General features: G+C 64.5%; 18 protein-coding genes and 1 pseudogene. 11 read left to right on the forward strand and 8 right to left on the reverse strand.

All coding sequences use genetic code 11. The features are described from left to right. Window positions 1-2 precede the first annotated feature (2 nt). The 3 genes from dapE (at window position 3) to FJ417_RS08165 (ending at window position 2176) form a co-directional block, all read left to right on the forward strand. Window positions 3-1202, forward strand: a complete 1200-nt coding sequence (gene dapE / locus FJ417_RS08155) for a succinyl-diaminopimelate desuccinylase (protein ID WP_140783094.1) — start codon at window positions 3-5, stop codon at window positions 1200-1202. Window positions 1203-1204: 2 nt separating this feature from the next. Next, window positions 1205-1810 carry a transporter gene (locus FJ417_RS08160; RefSeq protein WP_140642079.1) on the forward strand — a complete coding sequence of 202 codons (606 nt, stop codon included), beginning with the start codon at window positions 1205-1207 and terminating at the stop codon, window positions 1808-1810. Between the two features lie 84 nt (window positions 1811-1894). Then, window positions 1895-2176 carry a type II toxin-antitoxin system ParD family antitoxin gene (locus FJ417_RS08165; protein ID WP_140783150.1) on the forward strand — a complete coding sequence of 94 codons (282 nt, stop codon included), beginning with the start codon at window positions 1895-1897 and terminating at the stop codon, window positions 2174-2176. A gap of 10 nt (window positions 2177-2186) precedes the next feature. Here FJ417_RS08165 and truA read toward each other — a convergent pair whose 3' ends face one another. From truA to def, 4 genes are read right to left on the reverse strand one after another with little or no spacing between them, the layout of a single operon-like run. Then, complete coding sequence (gene truA / locus FJ417_RS08170) at window positions 2187-2942, reverse strand: tRNA pseudouridine(38-40) synthase TruA (protein ID WP_140783095.1); 756 nt, start codon at window positions 2940-2942, stop codon at window positions 2187-2189. A 23-nt stretch (window positions 2943-2965) separates the two neighbouring features. After that, window positions 2966-3472 carry an N-acetyltransferase gene (locus FJ417_RS08175; RefSeq protein WP_140641953.1) on the reverse strand — a complete coding sequence of 169 codons (507 nt, stop codon included), beginning with the start codon at window positions 3470-3472 and terminating at the stop codon, window positions 2966-2968. Then, on the reverse strand, window positions 3469-4404 hold the full coding sequence (gene fmt, locus FJ417_RS08180) for a methionyl-tRNA formyltransferase (RefSeq protein ID WP_140783096.1): 936 nt from the start codon (window positions 4402-4404) through the stop codon (window positions 3469-3471). The genes FJ417_RS08175 and fmt overlap by 4 nt, the downstream gene beginning before the upstream one ends. A gap of 58 nt (window positions 4405-4462) precedes the next feature. Beyond that, on the reverse strand, window positions 4463-4993 hold the full coding sequence (def, locus tag FJ417_RS08185) for a peptide deformylase (RefSeq protein WP_140783097.1): 531 nt from the start codon (window positions 4991-4993) through the stop codon (window positions 4463-4465). A gap of 103 nt (window positions 4994-5096) precedes the next feature. Between def and FJ417_RS08190 the strand changes: the two genes are divergently transcribed. Then, window positions 5097-6350 (forward strand): DNA recombination protein RmuC, encoded by a 1254-nt coding sequence (locus FJ417_RS08190; RefSeq protein ID WP_140783098.1) that lies wholly within the window; start codon window positions 5097-5099, stop codon window positions 6348-6350. Window positions 6351-6406: 56 nt separating this feature from the next. Here FJ417_RS08190 and FJ417_RS08195 read toward each other — a convergent pair whose 3' ends face one another. Both FJ417_RS08195 and FJ417_RS08200 read right to left on the reverse strand, forming a co-directional pair. Beyond that, window positions 6407-6811, reverse strand: coding sequence for a GFA family protein (locus FJ417_RS08195; protein ID WP_140641961.1), 405 nt, complete (start codon window positions 6809-6811; stop codon window positions 6407-6409). A gap of 35 nt (window positions 6812-6846) precedes the next feature. Then, the gene (locus FJ417_RS08200) at window positions 6847-7806 is read right to left on the reverse strand and encodes a cation diffusion facilitator family transporter (RefSeq protein WP_140641963.1); all 960 of its coding nucleotides are present in this window, start codon (window positions 7804-7806) and stop codon (window positions 6847-6849) included. 222 nt (window positions 7807-8028) lie between these two features. On the opposite strand from FJ417_RS08200, the gene FJ417_RS33785 reads away from it, so the two are divergent. Both FJ417_RS33785 and sugE read left to right on the forward strand, forming a co-directional pair. Further along, window positions 8029-8154, forward strand: coding sequence for a hypothetical protein (locus tag FJ417_RS33785; protein WP_095819016.1), 126 nt, complete (start codon window positions 8029-8031; stop codon window positions 8152-8154). A gap of 193 nt (window positions 8155-8347) precedes the next feature. Beyond that, on the forward strand, window positions 8348-8662 hold the full coding sequence (sugE, locus tag FJ417_RS08210) for a quaternary ammonium compound efflux SMR transporter SugE (RefSeq protein WP_140709213.1): 315 nt from the start codon (window positions 8348-8350) through the stop codon (window positions 8660-8662). Between the two features lie 175 nt (window positions 8663-8837). Here the strand turns inward: sugE and FJ417_RS08215 are convergent, their stop codons facing one another. After that, on the reverse strand, window positions 8838-9266 hold the full coding sequence (locus FJ417_RS08215) for a DUF6481 family protein (RefSeq protein ID WP_140641967.1): 429 nt from the start codon (window positions 9264-9266) through the stop codon (window positions 8838-8840). A gap of 232 nt (window positions 9267-9498) precedes the next feature. On the opposite strand from FJ417_RS08215, the gene FJ417_RS08220 reads away from it, so the two are divergent. The 5 genes and pseudogenes from FJ417_RS08220 to FJ417_RS08245 all read left to right on the forward strand — a co-directional run bounded on the left by FJ417_RS08220 (window position 9499) and on the right by FJ417_RS08245 (window position 14956). After that, window positions 9499-10560 carry an LLM class flavin-dependent oxidoreductase gene (locus FJ417_RS08220; RefSeq protein WP_140783099.1) on the forward strand — a complete coding sequence of 354 codons (1062 nt, stop codon included), beginning with the start codon at window positions 9499-9501 and terminating at the stop codon, window positions 10558-10560. Between the two features lie 440 nt (window positions 10561-11000). Then, the gene (locus tag FJ417_RS08230) at window positions 11001-12170 is read left to right on the forward strand and encodes an AI-2E family transporter (protein ID WP_140641971.1); all 1170 of its coding nucleotides are present in this window, start codon (window positions 11001-11003) and stop codon (window positions 12168-12170) included. A gap of 88 nt (window positions 12171-12258) precedes the next feature. After that, window positions 12259-13080 (forward strand): arylamine N-acetyltransferase, encoded by an 822-nt coding sequence (locus tag FJ417_RS08235; RefSeq protein ID WP_140783100.1) that lies wholly within the window; start codon window positions 12259-12261, stop codon window positions 13078-13080. Window positions 13081-13083: 3 nt separating this feature from the next. Further along, entirely contained in the window at window positions 13084-14082 is a 999-nt protein-coding gene (locus tag FJ417_RS08240; RefSeq protein WP_140783101.1) for an LLM class flavin-dependent oxidoreductase, read from the forward strand. 72 nt (window positions 14083-14154) lie between these two features. Then, window positions 14155-14956, forward strand: a pseudogene (locus FJ417_RS08245) (inositol monophosphatase family protein). On the opposite strand, the gene FJ417_RS08250 reads toward FJ417_RS08245, so the two are convergent. After that, complete coding sequence (locus tag FJ417_RS08250) at window positions 14946-15965, reverse strand: LacI family DNA-binding transcriptional regulator (RefSeq protein WP_140641981.1); 1020 nt, start codon at window positions 15963-15965, stop codon at window positions 14946-14948. The pseudogene FJ417_RS08245 and the gene FJ417_RS08250 sit on opposite strands and share 11 nt — an antisense overlap. Between the last annotated feature and the right edge of the window lie 179 nt (window positions 15966-16144).

A 16144-nucleotide genomic window follows, 5' to 3' on the forward strand; every position in this document is an offset into this window, starting at 1 on the left:
CCATGACATTGCCGACCGATCCCGCCGCGAATCTTGCCGCCCTGATCCGTTGCCCTTCCGTGACGCCCGCCGAAGGCGGGGCGCTTGCCGCGCTGGAGCATATGCTGAAGCCGCTCGGCTTCTCGGTCGAGCGACCGGTCTTCTCGGAAGACGGCACGCCGGACATCGAAAACCTCTATGCGCGGCGCTCGGGCAACGGCCCGCATCTGATGTTTGCCGGCCATACCGATGTCGTTCCGGTGGGCGACGAGGCGGCCTGGACGCATCCACCCTTCGCCGCCGAAATCGCCAATGGCGAGATGTATGGCCGCGGCGCCGTCGACATGAAGGGCGGCATTGCCTGCTTCATTGCCGCGGTGGCGCGCCATGTCGCGAAGAATGGCGGGCCAAAGGGCTCGGTGTCGCTGCTGATCACCGGCGACGAGGAAGGACCGGCCATCAACGGCACGACGAAGCTGCTCGACTGGGCGGCGGCCAAGGGCGAGAAATGGGATGCCTCGATCGTCGGCGAACCGACCAATCCGGATGCGCTCGGCGACATGATCAAGATCGGCCGGCGCGGTTCGCTGTCGGGCAGCGTGACCGTCAATGGACGCCAGGGCCATGCCGCCTATCCGCAGCTTGCCGACAACCCGGTGCGCGGGCTCATCAGCCTGGTCGACGCGCTGCTCCATCCGGTGTTCGACAAGGGAACCAAGGATTTCCAGCCGACCAACCTCGAAGTGACGTCGATCGATGTCGGCAATCCGGCGACCAACGTCATCCCGGCCAAGGCGACGGCCATTTTCAACATCCGCTTCAACGACACCTGGGATGCGGAGACCGTCCAGGCCGATATCCACAACCGGCTCGACCAGGCCGCCGGGCGCAAGAAATACCGGCCGGGCAAGAAAGCGCCGGTCGAGTACGAGCTTGTCTGGCGCGATCGGCCGAGCCATGTCTTCCTCACGCGTGACGAAAAGCTGATCGATACGCTGGGCAGATCGGTCAAGGCGGTGGTCGGCAAGACGCCGGCGCTCTCCACCTCCGGCGGTACGTCGGACGCGCGCTTCATCAAGGATTATTGCCCGGTGGTCGAGTTCGGCCTGGTCGGCAAGACCATGCATATGGTGGACGAGCGCGTCGCGCTTGCCGACCTCGAGACGCTGACGCAAATCTACGAACGCTTCATCGAAGACTGGTTCGGACAAGGCCTTTTGTGACCATGCTTTCGGCGGACGAAACCTATGCTTCGCTGGCCGGCGCCTGGCGGCTGATGTTCGGCAAGGCCGACGGCTTGCGCCTGCTCGACCTTTCGGCCGACGGTTTCTGGAATTCCTTCTTCGCCATTGTCGTAGCGGCGCCGGCGCTGATCGTCGGCTGGGTCGGCATCGCCAATGAGATCGGCGATCCGGACGCCTTCGCCGGACGCCTCGGCATGCTGATACGGCTGGCGACCGTCGATATCGGCTCCTGGGTGCTGCCGCTGGTGGCGCTCGCGCTGGTCGCGCCGCGCGCCGGCATCGGCGGCCGCTTCGTCCACTATGTCGTCGCTTCCAACTGGACGTCGGCGATCATCGCCTGGCTGATGCTGCCCTCGGCGCTGCTCAGGCTCTTCCTGCCTTCGACCAGCGACGTGAACAGCCTCGTGTCGCTGTTCCTGTTCGCGCTCTCGATGGTGCTGACATGGCGCATGACCAATGCATCGATCGGCAGGGGCGCCGCCGTAGGCACCACCGTGTTCGTCGGCATGTTCATTGCCTCGCTGCTCGTCCTGTTCGGCTTGCAGGCACTGCTCGGCATCGACATACCGGACGGCACGACGGGCTGATCTTTGCCAGACGGACGACGTCTTCATTTTTGAGCCGGAAAGTATGATAATTTCATACTGCCGTCCTCGCGGAGCGCTAACCCCCTGTCCGCTGCCGAAAAACGCACCTTCAGCCTGCCGGCCGAGCAAGCCGCCTTCATCGACCAGCTCGTCCGCTCGGGCACCTATGCGACCAGCAGCGAAGTCATCCGCGCGGGGCTTCGCGCCCTTCAGGAGCGCGACGCCGCGGTGGAGCGTTGGCTCCGCGAGGAAGTCGCTCCGACCTATGATGCGTTGAAGACAAATCCCGGCAAAGTCATTTCGCCTGCGGAAATGGCCGAACGGCCGCGCAAGCGCCACGAGACCCATTCCCAGAAGAAACCGTGAAGCGCCGCCCTCAGGCGTCCTGCGGATAATCCACCCCGACAAGAAACAGCCCATCCGGCGGCGCTACCTGGCCGCAGGCCGCGCGGTCGCGCGCTTCGAGCGCCGCCTTGAGATCGGCGGCGCCCCAGGAGCCGTCGCCGACGCGCTTCAGCGAGCCGACCATCGAGCGAACCTGGTTGTGCAGAAAAGAGCGGGCCGAGCTGCGCACCTCGATGAAGTCGCCATCGCGGCTGACGTCGAGGCGGTCAAGCGTGCGGACCGGGCTTTCGGCCTGGCACTGGGTGGAGCGGAAGGTGGTGAAATCGTGCCGGCCGAGGAGCACCTTGGCAGCCTCATGCATGGCCTCGGCGTCGAGGCGCTTCGGCACCCACCAGATCTTGCCCTTTTCCAGCGCCGCCGGCGCCCGGCGATTGAGAATGCGATAGAGATAGTGGCGGCCGGTGGCGGAAAAGCGCGCGTCGAAACCGTCGGCGACGACGGCCGCTTTCAGGATGGCGACGCGCGCGCCAGCCGCCTGCAGATGGGCGTTCACCGCATCGCGCACCTTGTCGCCCGACCACGCTTTGGCCAGGTCGACATGCGCCACCTGGGCAGTGGCGTGCACGCCGGCATCGGTGCGGCCGGCGGCACGTATTCTCACGGCCTCGCCGCAGAACTTTTCGATCGCCTGCTCGATCGCCTGCTGCACCGAGGGCTGGTCGGCCTGATGCTGCCAGCCGGCGAACTGGCTGCCGTCATATTCGATATCGAGCCGAAAACGCGGCATGCCAGCTGTGCTTTCGCCTTAACCTAGGCGGCTAAAGCGGTGAAGGCTGAAGCGTAGACCAGCTTGCCGGTCTCGGGCGAGTCGCCCCAGGCGAGCGCCTGCAGCGCCTCGCCCTGATATTCGCTTTCGAACTTTCCGGCGCGGGCGTGGGTGTAGCCGAAGCGGCCGTAATAGACCGGATCGCCCAGAACCACGGCCAGCGTCTCGCCGGCTTCCTTGAGCCGGACATGCGCCTCGCGGATCAGCGCGCCGCCGATGCCGGTGCCGTGGAAGGAGGGCTCGACCGCCAGCGGCGCCAGCGCGACAGCGGCGAACTGCTTGGCGCCGTTCTGCACGAAAAGCCGCGAGAAAAGAATATGGCCGACGACCTGGCCGTCTTCCTCGGCAACCAGTTCGACGACGGCATCGCCGCCAGTGACAATCGCGTCGACCAGGCCGGCTTCCGCCTGCTGGCCAAAGGCATGCTCTTCGACGAGGCGGATCGCCTCGCGATCCCGCGGCGTCGCCGCGCGTATCGACATCATGCTCATGTGAGTTTCGTTCCTTTTTCGATCTTGGCTCCGCGCAAAAACTCCTGCGCGGCGGCAGGCCTTCCGCCCGCCCGTTGAACTTCGACCAGCCTGACCGCGCCCGACCCGCAGGCGACCGTCAGCCGGTCATCGAGAATTCCTCCCGACTCGCCGACGCCATCCGAGAGCGTCGAGCGAAGCAGTTTCAGCCGCTCCATGCGGCCGCCAATTTCGACCTCGCACCACGCGCCCGGAAAGGGCGAGAGGCCGCGAATGTGATTGTGGACTTCGCCAGAAGGCCGCGTCCAGTCTACGCGTGTCTCCGATTTATCGATCTTTCGGGCGTAGGTCACCCCTGCCGTCGCCTGTTGGGCAAATGTCAGACAATTTATCCCCAACTGGGCGAGTGCCTCAACCATCAGCGAAGCGCCCTGAACCATCAGGAGGTCGTGCAATTCGCCGGCCGTCATATCGGGTGCGATGGCGACTTTTTCAACCATTGCCACCGGCCCGGTGTCCAAACCTTCTTCCATGCGCATGATCATCATGCCGGTCTCCGCATCGCCGGCCATGATCGCGCGCTGGATGGGAGCAGCACCACGCCAGCGTGGCAAAAGCGAGGCGTGGCCGTTCAGACAGCCCAGCCTCGGCGCGTCCAAAACGGCTTTCGGCAACAGCAATCCGTAGGCGACGACGACCGCGAGATCGGCCCGCAAGGCGGCGAAGGCCTGCTGCTCGGCCTCGCCTTTCAGCGATGTCGGCGTGCGCATTTCGAGCCCCAGCCGCTCGGCCTCGCGCTGCACCGGCGAGGGCGTCAGCTCCAGCCCGCGCCGGCCGGCGGCGCGCGGCGGCTGGGTGTAGACGGCCGCGATCTCGTGGCCGGCCTCGGCGATGGCGCGCAAGGTCGGCACGGAAAAATCCGGCGTGCCCATGAAGATGACGCGAAGCGGCATGACGTCTTGCGATCCTGTTTCATGGCAGCTCCAGGTGCTCGCGCGGTCCAGACCGCCCCTAGCCCACCATCTTGCCCGGCACCTTGTCCTTGGCGAGCTTCTTGAACTTCCTCACCACCATGTCGCGCTTCAGCTTCGAGATGTGGTCGATGAACAATACGCCGTTGAGATGGTCGATCTCGTGCTGCAGGCAGGTGGCCATCAGGCCTTCCGCCTGCATTTCCTGCAGCTTGCCGTCGCGGTCGAGATACTTCACCCGCACCGAAGCCGGGCGCTCGACCTCGGCATAATAGTCTGGGATCGACAGGCAGCCTTCCTCATAGACGGAACGCTGGTCGGAACTTTCGAGCACTTCCGGATTGATGAAGACATGCGGCTCCGGCGGCTCGCCTTCCTTGGCGAGGTCGATGACCAGCAGCCGCCGCGGCTCGCCGACCTGGATCGCCGCAAGGCCGATGCCCGGCGCGTCATACATGGTGTCGAGCATGTCGTCGGCCAACTTGCGCAAATCGGCGTCGACGCGCTCGACCGGCTCGGAAACCTGGCGCAGGACAGGATCGGGAAGGATGATGAGAGGCTTGATCGACATGGCGTCTCACCTAAGACCTCGCTTGAAAAGCGTCAACCGGGGCATCTTTGGCTTGTTCACGTTTTGATCTGTGCCAGGCGGCCGAATCGGTTATGCTGGCCAAATGAACGACATGACCTCCACGCTTTCCGAGCCCATCGCGCGGCTTGGCGCCACGACCATCACGTTTGGCCAGGCGCTGGCTTTCGGCGCAGTCCTTCTGCTTGCGCTGTTCGTGGCGCTCGTGGTCGCCTTGTGGCGCGCGGCCGGCGCGCGCGCGGTGGCGGCCGCCGAAGCCGCCGACCATGCCCGCGATGCCGAGGCGAGGATGGCCGACATTATGCAGGCGCAGGCCGAGATGCAGGGGCGCATGGGCGCGATCGCCGAAGTTTTTGGGGCGAGGCAGGCCGAGCTCACCCAGTCGCTCGGACAACGGCTCGACGCCATGACCGGGCGTCTCGGCCAGACCATGGCCGAGCAGACCAAGTCGACGCATGAGAGCCTGGCCAAGCTGCAGGAGCGGCTGGCGGTGATCGACACCGCGCAGGGCAACATCCAGTCCTTGGCCGGCCAGGTCGTGCAGTTGCAGGCAATCCTCTCCAACAAGCAGACGCGCGGCGCCTTCGGCCAGTCGCGGATGGAGGCGATCGTCGCCGACGGCCTGCCGCACGGCGCCTACGAATTCCAGGCCAGTCTGAGCAACGGCAGCCGGCCCGACTGCCTGGTGCGGATGCCGAACGGCGCGCCGATGCTGGCCGTCGATGCCAAGTTCCCGCTCGAAGCCTGGAACGCCATCCGGGCCGCCGAGGGCGCCGACATGCAGAAGGCGGCGGCGCAGGCTTTTCGGCGCGACATCGAGATACATATCCGCGATATCGCTGAAAAATATCTGATCCAGGGCGAGACGCAGGACACCGCCTTCATGTTCGTGCCGTCGGAATCGGTGTTCGCCGAAATCCACGAGAATTTCGAGGCGGTGGTGCAGAAGGCGCACCGCGCCCGCGTCGTCATCGTCTCGCCCTCGCTGCTGATGCTGTCGATCCAGGTCATCCAGTCGATCCTGAAGGACGCCCGCATGCGCGAGCAGGCGCATCTGATCCAGGGCGAGGTCATCCGGCTGATGGAGGATGTGGCGCGGGTCGACGAGCGGGTGCGCCGGCTGCAGACGCATTTCGGCCAGGCGACCAAGGACATCGACGACATCCTGGTGTCGACGTCGAAAGTGACCAAGCGCGGCCAGAAGATCGAGGCGCTGGAGTTTGCCGAGGGCGAGGCCGAGCCGCCGCGCAACGGGCCGGCCAAGGTCGAGGCCGGGGCGCGCGTGGCCGATTCAAAGACGGGTCAGCTCAGGCTGCGCGTCGTCGAGGGCGACGAGTAGTCGCGGAAGATTCGGCCAATCGCCAAGGCTCGCGCCAGCTGGCCGATCCGATAGCGCTATTGCTCTTCCGTCGTCGCCATGCCCTCGAATTCCGGAAGCCAGCGCAGGGCCGACCGGTGCCATTTCTGCTGTCTGGGAACCAAGTCCTGACGCTGCCGCGCGGTCCCGACCCTGATCCCATAAACCTTCGGACCATCGCCGACCGACGTTGCATAAAGATGCGAGCCGCAGTCGGCACAAAAAGCCTGGGCGCGCCTGGCGCCGCTTGCCACGACCTTGATGTAGATCTTCGGCGCGCCCCTGGTGATCCGGTAGTCGCTTTCCGGCGCCGGAACGGTGACCCGAAAGGCCGTGCCGGTCAGCTGCTGGCAGTCGGTGCAGTGGCAGATCGAGGTCTTTTGCGGATCGACCTCCGCCTCATAGGCGATCGCGCCGCAGTGGCATCCGCCGTCGATCTTCATCAGCTTTCCTCCTCACGAAGTTCGTTGCGTTGAACCTAACTCTCGTCCGAAGCCTCGGCGATGGCCTCGCGCCGCTGCTCCCATGTGCCAGTCGTTTGCGGCTTGACGAAGAGCCTGGATATCTGCGGCATTTCCTGCTTCAGCCTTGCCTCCAGGCGCTCGACGCAGGCCTCGATCTCGGGCGCGGTGAGATGATCCTCGAATTCGATGCTCAAACCCGCGACGATTTCCTCCGGACCGATATGGACGCTCAGGATTCCGTTCGCCCGCTGGACCGCCGGATCCTCCTGGACGATCGCCAGCACCTTCTTCTGCACTTCGGACGAGGCAGGTTCACCCAGCAGCAGGCCCTTGCTCTCGCGCGCCAGGAAGATGGCCGTGGCGCCCAGGATGATGGCGATGCCGATCGAGCCGACGCCGTCGAGCTCGGGGATTTCCAGAAGTTCGGCCGACAGGATGCCGGCGAAGGCGACGATAAGGCCAAGCAGCGCGGCGCTGTCCTCGAACAGCACCGTGTAGACGCTCGGATCCTTGCTCGATTGCACAGCCTGCAGCCAGCCTTGCTTACCCTTCTGCTGCCGGAACTCCTTCAGCGCCACCAGCCATGAGCTGCCCTCGAAGACGAAGGAGAGGGCAAGCACGATGTAGTTGACCTTGGCATTGACGACCGGTTCGGGCGCCATGATGTGGATAACGCCCTCATAGAAGGAAACGCCGGCGCCGAGCGCGAACACCAGAAGCGCCACGATGAAGCTCCAGAAATAGAGCTCGCGTCCGTGGCCGAGCGGGTGGGTGCGGTCGGGCGGCCGCGCGGCGCGGTGCATGCCATAGAGCAGGAGACCGCCATTGCCGGTGTCGACCAGCGAATGCACGCCTTCCGACAGCATGGAGGACGAACCGGTGAAGAACGCAGCCGCGAATTTGGTCAGCGCGATCGCCAAATTGCCGGCGAGCGCGGCATAGATCACTCGTCTTGACCCGCTATGTCCTGCCATTCGATCTCCCGGCGCGCCCGAGCATTGATGCCCGCCCAGGCGAAACTCCACAGACAATGCGCCAGGCAGTCCGAAGTTCAAGCCACCACAGCGCGCTCGAGCCAGCAAGGCGTCGGGAAACCGGTTGACATCCGGCTGGACGGCTTCGCAAGCGAGGCGGGCCTCTTGCGGTCCGGCATTTCTCTTGTTTCACTTGCACGTCCACAATCGGAGGAGCGAATCATGGCTAAAGGTGCGATGAAGGCGGGCAAGGAAGCCCGCAAGCCGAAGAAGGACGCCAAGAAGCCCGCTGCGGCCCCGGCTCCGAAGGCGCCGCCGGTCAAGGCGATGCGCATAAAGGAAAAGTAAGCGGACGAAATTCGGTCGATCCGGCTCAACGCAGACTTTGAACCGGCGGCATGACAATGCTGCCGGTGTTTTGTTGATCGGGAAACAGGCCACCCCATATCAAGGGCGAGGACGACCTCGCTTCCCCGAAAACCGGCCGGGACGACCCGCCACCAGGCATCTCAAGTGATGCCGGAATGACGGAGTGTCTTCGATGTCCTGGATTCTTCTTTTCTTCGCCGGCCTGTTCGAGATCGGCTGGGCGATCGGCCTCAAATATACCGACGGCTTCTCGAAGCCGCTGCCGACCCTTCTCACCATTGCCTCGATGATCGTCAGCCTCGGCCTGCTCGGGCTGGCGCTGAAGACGCTGCCCGTCGGCACGGCCTACGCGGTGTGGACCGGAATCGGCACCGTCGGCACGGCGCTGCTCGGCATCTGGCTGCTCGGCGAGCCCGCGACGATTGTCCGGCTCGCCTGTATCGGCCTGATCGTCTGCGGCATCGTCGGGCTGAAACTGGTCGCCTAAAAGCGCGTCGCGTCGAAACGGATTCACGCGATGCGCTTTAAGCCTTTGTTTTCATGCATGTCGTTATCGCAAAACCGAGGTCACTTTTGCGCGACATGCATTAGCCCGTTATCCGCAGCACAAACGCGTTCAGGGCCGCTTTCGGCGACCCTGAACCATTTTTCCTGGAATTGCTCTAGCGGGCGGAGAAGCCCGGAGGCGTGCGGCCGACGCGTGCCTTGCGAGCGGCGTAGCGTGCGTCACGCTTGGCCTTGCGCGCGGCCTCATCGGCGAGTTCGAAAGCGATGCGCTCGGAGTCCTCGGCCTCGCGGCGCTTGGCCTCTTCGGCCGCCGCAGCTTCCGCCGCAAGACGCGCCGCTTCAGCAATCGCCTCGCGCTCGGCCTTCTGGGCCGCTTCGCGCGCCAGCTTTTCCTGCTTCAGCCTTGCCTTTTCCGCCTCGCGGATGGCGCGGGCCTCAAGGATAGCCTTGCGTTCGGCCTGGCGAGCCAGCACTGTCGGATCATCCGCCGCCGGTTTTGCCTTGAAGCGCTCGAGCAGCGCCTTCTTTGCCTCGTTCGCGGCATTGCGCCGCTCGAAAATGTCTTTTTCCCTGTAGATAGCCAAGTGCACTTCCCTGCAGTCTATTCGCGACGCTTACATACGCGTGAAAGCGGCAAGTTCAAGCGCCAAAACGGTATACCAGCCATGAAAAATCCGGGCTTGTTGCCGAAGGGATACGGCTCGGCAGCGCGCGATGCACTGTTCACAGATCGCACCTCTGGCGGGCAGAACGGTAGATGGCTACCTCTAGTGCCGACAAGCAACACCCATATGAACACCTCAGGATAAAAACCAGATGGAACTCGGTCTCTACACTTTCGCCGATGTCAGCCCGGAGCCGGGTGTCGGCGCGATTGGCCCGCATGAGCGGCTGCGCAACCTCATCGAGGAAATCGAGCTGGCCGACCAGGTCGGCCTCGACGTGTTCGGCCTCGGCGAGCATCACCGCCCCGACTATGCCGCCTCGGCTCCGGTCGTGGCGCTGGCCGCGGCGGCCGAGCGCACGAAGCGCATCCGCCTGACCAGCGCGGTCACGGTGCTTTCCTCCGACGATCCGGTGCGCGTCTTCCAGCAATTCGCGACGCTCGACCTTCTGTCCGGCGGCCGCGCCGAGATCATGGCCGGGCGCGGCTCCTTCATCGAATCCTTCCCGCTGTTCGGCTACAATCTCGAGGACTATGACGAGCTCTTCGCCGAGAAGCTCGACCTGTTGCTCGCCATCCGCGACCAGGTGACAATGACGTGGCAGGGCAAGCTGCGCGCGCCGATCAACGGCCGCGGCGTCTATCCGCGACCGTTGCAGGAAAAACTGCCGGTCTGGATCGCCATTGGCGGCACGCCGCAATCCGCCGCCCGCGCCGGCGTGCTCGGCCTGCCGCTGGCCCTGGCCATCATCGGCGGCGAGCCGGCGCGTTTCGCGCCGCTGTTCGATATCTATCGCGAGGCGGCGCGGCGCGCCGGCACCGACCCCGCAACGCTTGCCACCAGCATAAACGTGCACGGCTTCATCGCCGAGACGACCGAACAGGCGGCCGACGATTTCTACGGACCGCAGGCCGAAGTAATGAACCGCATCGGCCGCGAGCGCGGCTGGGGCCCAACCTCGCGCGCCCATTTCGACCAGGCGCGCGGACCCAACGGCGCGCTCTTCGTCGGCAATCCTGAAACTGTGGCGGAAAAGATCGTCGCCCAGCACAAGATCTTCGGCAACGACCGCTTCCTGCTGCAGATGGCGATCGGCACCATGCCGCATGCCAAGATCATGAAGGCGATCGAGCTCTACGGCACCAGGGTGGCGCCGATCGTGCGCAAGGAGACGGCGAAGGCCGCGCCCGCCATCTTGGCGCCCGTCGCCTGAGCGGCAGTCGAAGCCGGTCTCCAGATGCTAGAGCAATTCCAGGAAAAGTGTGAGCGGTTTTCCGTCCGGAATTGCGTAGAAACAAAGAGATAGAGCGGTTCGCCGTTTCCGTGAAACGGTGAAACGCGCTAGGCCTCTGGATGCCCGGCGCCGACGGCCATTTCGGCATGGAGCGTCTCGGTTGTCTCATCGGCCGGGAACATGCACTCGACACGCGGTTCCTGGGCGGCGACGGTTTGCGGCTCGATCTGTCGTCGCGAAGGCCTGCCCCGTATTAGGCCAGGCCGGCGCGGCGGCTCAATTACACGTCATGTAATAGCGCGACCGCATGAGCGATGCCGGGGAAAGCCGGCTCATGGAACCTTGCCCGGAACTCCCGCGTTTCGCGCAGAAGCCTGCCATGCATTCATTGTTTGGGTGACGGGCTGCAAGGGGAACCGATGAAAACCGAACCGATTGCTTCGGGCGCGAGCGTTGCCGAAAGCCCTGATCCGCGTGCCAACGCCCGGGCGGACATGCGCTTGACGCGGTCGCTGGTGATCGGGATTTTCATTCTGCTGACGATCGCAGCGCTCTACTTCGCCCGTGACTTCTTCATGCCGGTGATCCTCGCCTTCCTGCTGGCGCTGACGCTGACGCCGATCGTGCGCTTCCTGCGCAAGCACGGCGTACCGGAGGTGGTTTCGGCGACGCTGCTGGTGCTGCTTTCCATCTTTGTTTTCGTCGTCGCGGGCTATCTGCTCAGCGGTCCGGTCATCGACCTCATCAACAACTCCTATTCGATCGGCCAGCAGCTCACCGAGCGGCTGGCACCGTTCAAGCGGCCGCTCGAACGGGTGATGGATCTCGCGCATCAGCTCGAAGCGCTGACCGAGACTTCGCAGGAGCCAGGCGTGCAGCGGGTCGCGGTGGCGCCTTCCGGCGTTCTGTCCACGGCGGCCAGCAATATCCTGGAAGCCGGCACCTCGATCACCATCGTCTTCGTGCTGTCGCTGTTCCTGCTCGCCTCGGGCACGCTGTTCTACGAGAAGATCGTGCAGTCCTTCACCAGCATGACCCAGAAGAAGCGGGCGCTGCGCGTGGTCTATGACGTCGAGCACGAAATCTCGCACTATCTGCTTACCGTTGCCCTGATCAATGCCGGCCTCGGCACGACAATCGGGCTGGGCCTCTGGGGGCTCGGCATGCCCACCCCGCTGGTCTGGGGCGCGGCGGCGGCGCTGCTCAATTTCCTGCCCTATGTCGGCGCGCTGATGACCGTCCTGCTCGTCGCCATCATCGCGCTGATCAGCTTCGACACGATCGCCTATGCGCTGCTGCCGCCGGCTTTCGTGGTGTTGTGCGATATCGTCGAAGGCCAGTTCGTGACGCCGACGGTGGTCGGGCGGCGCCTTGAGATCAACGCGGTGGCGATCTTAATCGCCATCGCCTTCTGGTCATGGCTATGGGGCTTCGTCGGCGCGTTGATGGCGGTGCCGTTGCTGGTCGTCATCAAGGTCTTCTGCGACCATTTCGAGGGCTTGAGCCATGTCGGCAACTTCCTCGCGGCGCAGCAGTCCATGGCCGTGGACGAGGAAGCGACCGAGAACAATCACAAATCCGCGCCCTGAAACCCTGGCATAATCTCAAACTCGTACATTGTTTGCGGCACCGTCGGCGAGTGCCTATATCGGACCGGTCAAGCCGGACCCTGCCTGTATGAGCGACTTCGATCTCGATGGCTATTTCGCCCGCATTGGCTATGACGGGCCAACCGACGTTTCGCTCGCCACGCTGCAGGCGCTGCACGCAATCCACCCGCGGGCGATCCCGTTCGAGAATATCGACGCCTTGATGGGCGTTTCCGTCGGCCTCGACGTCGCTTCGCTGCAGGACAAGATTTTCAGCCAGGGCCGCGGCGGCTATTGCTTCGAGCACAATCTGATCTTCATGCATGCGCTTGACGCGCTGGGGTTCACGGTCAGCGGACTTGCCGCCCGCGTGCTCTGGGGCCAGCCTGATGACGCCATTACGGCGCGCAGCCATATGCTGCTGCGCATCGAGCTCGGCGGCCGTGCCTATATCGCCGATGTCGGCTTCGGCGGCCTGACGCTGACGGCGCCGTTGCTGCTGGAGCCGGGCCTCGAACAGCAGACGCCGCACGAGGCCTTCCGCGTCGTCGGAACCGGCGACCATTTCCGCCTGCAGGCAGGCATTGGCGGTGATTGGCGCACGCTCTACCGCTTCGACATGAGCCAAGCCTATGAGGTCGATTACCGGGTCGCCAGCCATTTCCTGTCGACGCATCCGAGCTCGCATTTCCTGACGACGCTGGTGGCCGCACTCGCCTTGACCGACCGGCGCTATGCGCTGCGCAACAACCGGCTGTCGACACATCATGCCGGCGGCCGCAGCGAGCAGCGCGAAATCGCGATGGCCGCCGAGCTCGCCGACGTGCTGGAGAACCAGCTCGCCATCGTCATTCCCGACCGCGCCGCCTTCGAGACAAGGCTGCGGGAAAAACGCATCGTGGAGACCTGACCAATGACGGACCTTTCGGTTCTCGACCTGTCGCCGATCACGCAAGGCAGCACCGCAACGCAGTCGCTCGCCAATTCGCTCGACCTTGCCCGCCATGCCGAGCGGCTGGGCTACAAGCGTTACTGGCTGGCCGAGCACCACAACATGCCGGGCATTGCGAGCGCCGCGACGTCCGTCGTGATCGCGCATGTCGCCGGCGGCACCAAGTCGATCCGCGTCGGCGCCGGCGGCATCATGCTGCCCAACCATGCGCCACTGGTGATCGCCGAGCAGTTCGGCACGCTGGCCGCGCTTTTTCCCGGCCGCATCGACCTCGGTCTCGGCCGCGCGCCGGGCACCGACATGCTGACCGCGCGAGCGCTGCGCCGCAACCTGGAGTCCGCCGATAACTTCCCGCAGGACGTGGTCGAGCTGATGGGTTATTTCCAGCCGGCCGAGGAAGGCCAGCGCATCCGCGCGGTGCCCGGCGAAGGCCAGACCGTGCCGGTCTGGATCCTCGGCTCCAGCCTCTATGGCGCGCAGCTCGCGGCACTTCTCGGCCTGCCTTACGCCTTCGCCTCGCATTTCGCGCCGGCCGAGCTCGACCATGCGCTGGAGGTTTATCGCACGCGGTTCCAGCCCTCGGCGCAGCTCGACAAGCCCTATGTCATGCTCGGTCTCAATGTCTTTGCCGCGCCGACCGACGCCGAAGCGAAGCTTCTGTTCAGCTCGCTGCAGCAGGCCTTCGTCAATCTGCGCAGCGGCCGGCCCGGCCAGTTGCCGCCGCCGGTCGAGAATTACGACCGCGATCTCGATTCCGTCGCGAAGACCATGCTTGCCCAGGCGCTGTCCTGCGCCGTCGTCGGTTCGCCGGAAACGGTGCGCCAGGGCATCGAGGCCTTCATAGGCCGCACCGGCGCCGACGAATTGATGGTGACGGCGCAGTGCTTCGATCACGCGGCGCGCGTGCGTTCCTTCGAGATCCTCGCCGACGTGCACAAATCGATGTCGAAGGCGGCCTGAGAGGGCCGCTTTTGAATGACACACCGGTCTGCTAAGGGCGCGGACGGCCTTTCCTCAACAAAGAGTTCCCCCGTGACCCACGACCTCGACGACCGCATGCATTTTGCCATCGACCTGGCGCGGCGCGCCGGCGAGCTTGGACTGAAATATTTTTCGCGACCTCGACAATTTGACCGTCGAGAGCAAGGGCCACCAGGACCTGGTTTCCGAAGGCGACCGCGAGGTCGAGCTGTTCATCCGCGCGGCGATCGCCGAGGCCTATCCGCAAGACGGCATCGTCGGCGAGGAGCACGCGGCCGTGGCCGGAACAACCGGTCATGTCTGGGTGATCGACCCGATCGACGGCACCGCCAATTTCGTGCGTGGCATTCCCGCCTGGTGCGTGGTGATCGCCTGTGCCAGGGATGGCGAGACAGAGGTCGGCGTCATCCATGAGCCTTCGACCGACGAGACCTTCTACGGCCGGCTCGGCGGCGGCGCCTTCCTCGACGGCAAGCCGATCAAGGCCAGCGATGCCACCTCGCTTTCGGAAGGTTCGGTCGGGACCGGGCTCTCCAACCGCGCTTCGACCACGAATGTCGTCGTGCTCATCGGCCTGATCATGGGCGAAGGCGGCGTCTTCTACCGTAATGCTTCTGGAGCGCTGATGCTTGCCTATGCGGCGTCCGGCCGGCTGCTCGGCTATATCGAGGAGCACATGAATGCCTGGGACTGCCTGGCCGGCATGCTGCTGGTCCAAGAGGCCGGCGGCACGGTGCTGAAAGCGGACCCCAAGACCGTGATCGGCAAAGGCACCCGCGTGATCACCGGCGGCAAACACATCTTCCCCAAGCTGCAGCTGCTTTGCGAGACCGCCTTCGGATTTACGCGCTGACGGTCTGCGCGACCGCTCCCAGCGGCCGGCACGAATTGCGGATCATCAGCCGGCCCTTGAGGACGAGCTTGCGCGGCGGCGCGTCGCGATTGCCGGCCAGCCGGTCGAGCAGAAGGTTCGCCGCCTGCTCGCCGATCGCCTGCACGGGCTGCGCCACGGTGGTCAGCTGCGGCACGAACACGTCCGACCAGGGAAAATCGTCGAAGCAGGCGACCGAGATGTCCTCGGGACAGGATAGGCCGATGTCGCGGATCGCCTTCATGGTGCCGATCACCATCGGGTTGTTGGCCGAGAAGATCGCGCTTGGCCGGTCGTGCAGCGACAAGAGCTGCATGGTCGCGTTGTAGCCGTCGATCTCGTGGAAATTGCCGGAGCGTACGAGCTCCTCAGCCACCGGCAGGCCGGCCGCCTGCAGCGCCTCGCGGTAGCCGATCATGCGGTCATGCATGGGGGATATGTCGGAGGTGCCGGTGATGTAGCCGATGCGCCTATGGCCAAGATGGATCAGATAGGTGACGGCGTCGAACACGGCGCGCTGGTTGTCCAGCACCACCGCATCGGTGTCGACGCCTTCGCAGAGACGGTCGAGCAGCACCACCGGCACATTCGCGTCCTCGACGATGCTCTTCAAAATGCCGCCGTCGCCGACGCGGGCCACGATCAGCCCGTCGACCATGCGGTCGAGCAGCAGGCGTATCTGCTCGTCCTGCGTGTTCAAATCCTCGTCCGTGCAGCACAGCATGACGGCATAGCCGGCGCGGTCGAACGCCTGCTGGATGACCGAGACGACATCGGTGAAGAACGGGTTAGTGATGTGCGGCACGGTGAGGCCGATGGTCCGCGTGGTGCCCATCTTGAGGCTGCGGGCAATGGCGTTGCGCTTGTAGCCGATGTCGCGGATCGCCTGCTCGATGCGCTGGGTAAGCTCCGGACTGACGGTGGCGGTGCCGTTCAGCAATGCCGACACGGTGGCCACGGACACACGCGCCGCTTCCGCCACATGCAGCATGGTCGGCGCCGTGGATTTCCGCTGTTTTTTCCGCCCTGACACCGTCATTTTCGAAACGTTTAGCCACCCTTATTTGGCTAAACCTACGTAAACCCGGCGTTTTTCGCAAGAATTGAAATGCATCAATCCTCAGTGAGGAGATAGGCGCTTGACACATTCGAAACGTTTAGATTAGCGTT

The sequence above is a fragment of the Mesorhizobium sp. B3-1-7 genome, assembly GCF_006439385.1.
Classification (GTDB): domain Bacteria; phylum Pseudomonadota; class Alphaproteobacteria; order Rhizobiales; family Rhizobiaceae; genus Mesorhizobium.

Excerpts from the sequence above, each read along its gene's own strand:
- FJ417_RS08200 (WP_140641963.1), bottom strand. The coding sequence starts at position 7,806 with ATGGCAGGACATAGCGGGTCAAGACGAGTGATCTATGCCGCGCTCGCC.
- FJ417_RS08230 (WP_140641971.1), top strand. The coding sequence starts at position 11,001 with ATGAAAACCGAACCGATTGCTTCGGGCGCGAGCGTTGCCGAAAGCCCT.
- FJ417_RS08240 (WP_140783101.1), top strand. The coding sequence starts at position 13,084 with ATGACGGACCTTTCGGTTCTCGACCTGTCGCCGATCACGCAAGGCAGC.
- FJ417_RS08235 (WP_140783100.1), top strand. The coding sequence starts at position 12,259 with ATGAGCGACTTCGATCTCGATGGCTATTTCGCCCGCATTGGCTATGAC.
- FJ417_RS08220 (WP_140783099.1), top strand. The coding sequence starts at position 9,499 with ATGGAACTCGGTCTCTACACTTTCGCCGATGTCAGCCCGGAGCCGGGT.
- FJ417_RS08190 (WP_140783098.1), top strand. The coding sequence starts at position 5,097 with ATGAACGACATGACCTCCACGCTTTCCGAGCCCATCGCGCGGCTTGGC.
- fmt (WP_140783096.1), bottom strand. The coding sequence starts at position 4,404 with ATGCCGCTTCGCGTCATCTTCATGGGCACGCCGGATTTTTCCGTGCCG.
- def (WP_140783097.1), bottom strand. The coding sequence starts at position 4,993 with ATGTCGATCAAGCCTCTCATCATCCTTCCCGATCCTGTCCTGCGCCAG.
- sugE (WP_140709213.1), top strand. The coding sequence starts at position 8,348 with ATGTCCTGGATTCTTCTTTTCTTCGCCGGCCTGTTCGAGATCGGCTGG.
- FJ417_RS08160 (WP_140642079.1), top strand. The coding sequence starts at position 1,205 with ATGCTTTCGGCGGACGAAACCTATGCTTCGCTGGCCGGCGCCTGGCGG.
- FJ417_RS08175 (WP_140641953.1), bottom strand. The coding sequence starts at position 3,472 with ATGAGCATGATGTCGATACGCGCGGCGACGCCGCGGGATCGCGAGGCG.
- FJ417_RS33785 (WP_095819016.1), top strand. The coding sequence starts at position 8,029 with ATGGCTAAAGGTGCGATGAAGGCGGGCAAGGAAGCCCGCAAGCCGAAG.
- FJ417_RS08250 (WP_140641981.1), bottom strand. The coding sequence starts at position 15,965 with ATGCTGCATGTGGCGGAAGCGGCGCGTGTGTCCGTGGCCACCGTGTCG.
- dapE (WP_140783094.1), top strand. The coding sequence starts at position 3 with ATGACATTGCCGACCGATCCCGCCGCGAATCTTGCCGCCCTGATCCGT.
- truA (WP_140783095.1), bottom strand. The coding sequence starts at position 2,942 with ATGCCGCGTTTTCGGCTCGATATCGAATATGACGGCAGCCAGTTCGCC.
- FJ417_RS08195 (WP_140641961.1), bottom strand. The coding sequence starts at position 6,811 with ATGAAGATCGACGGCGGATGCCACTGCGGCGCGATCGCCTATGAGGCG.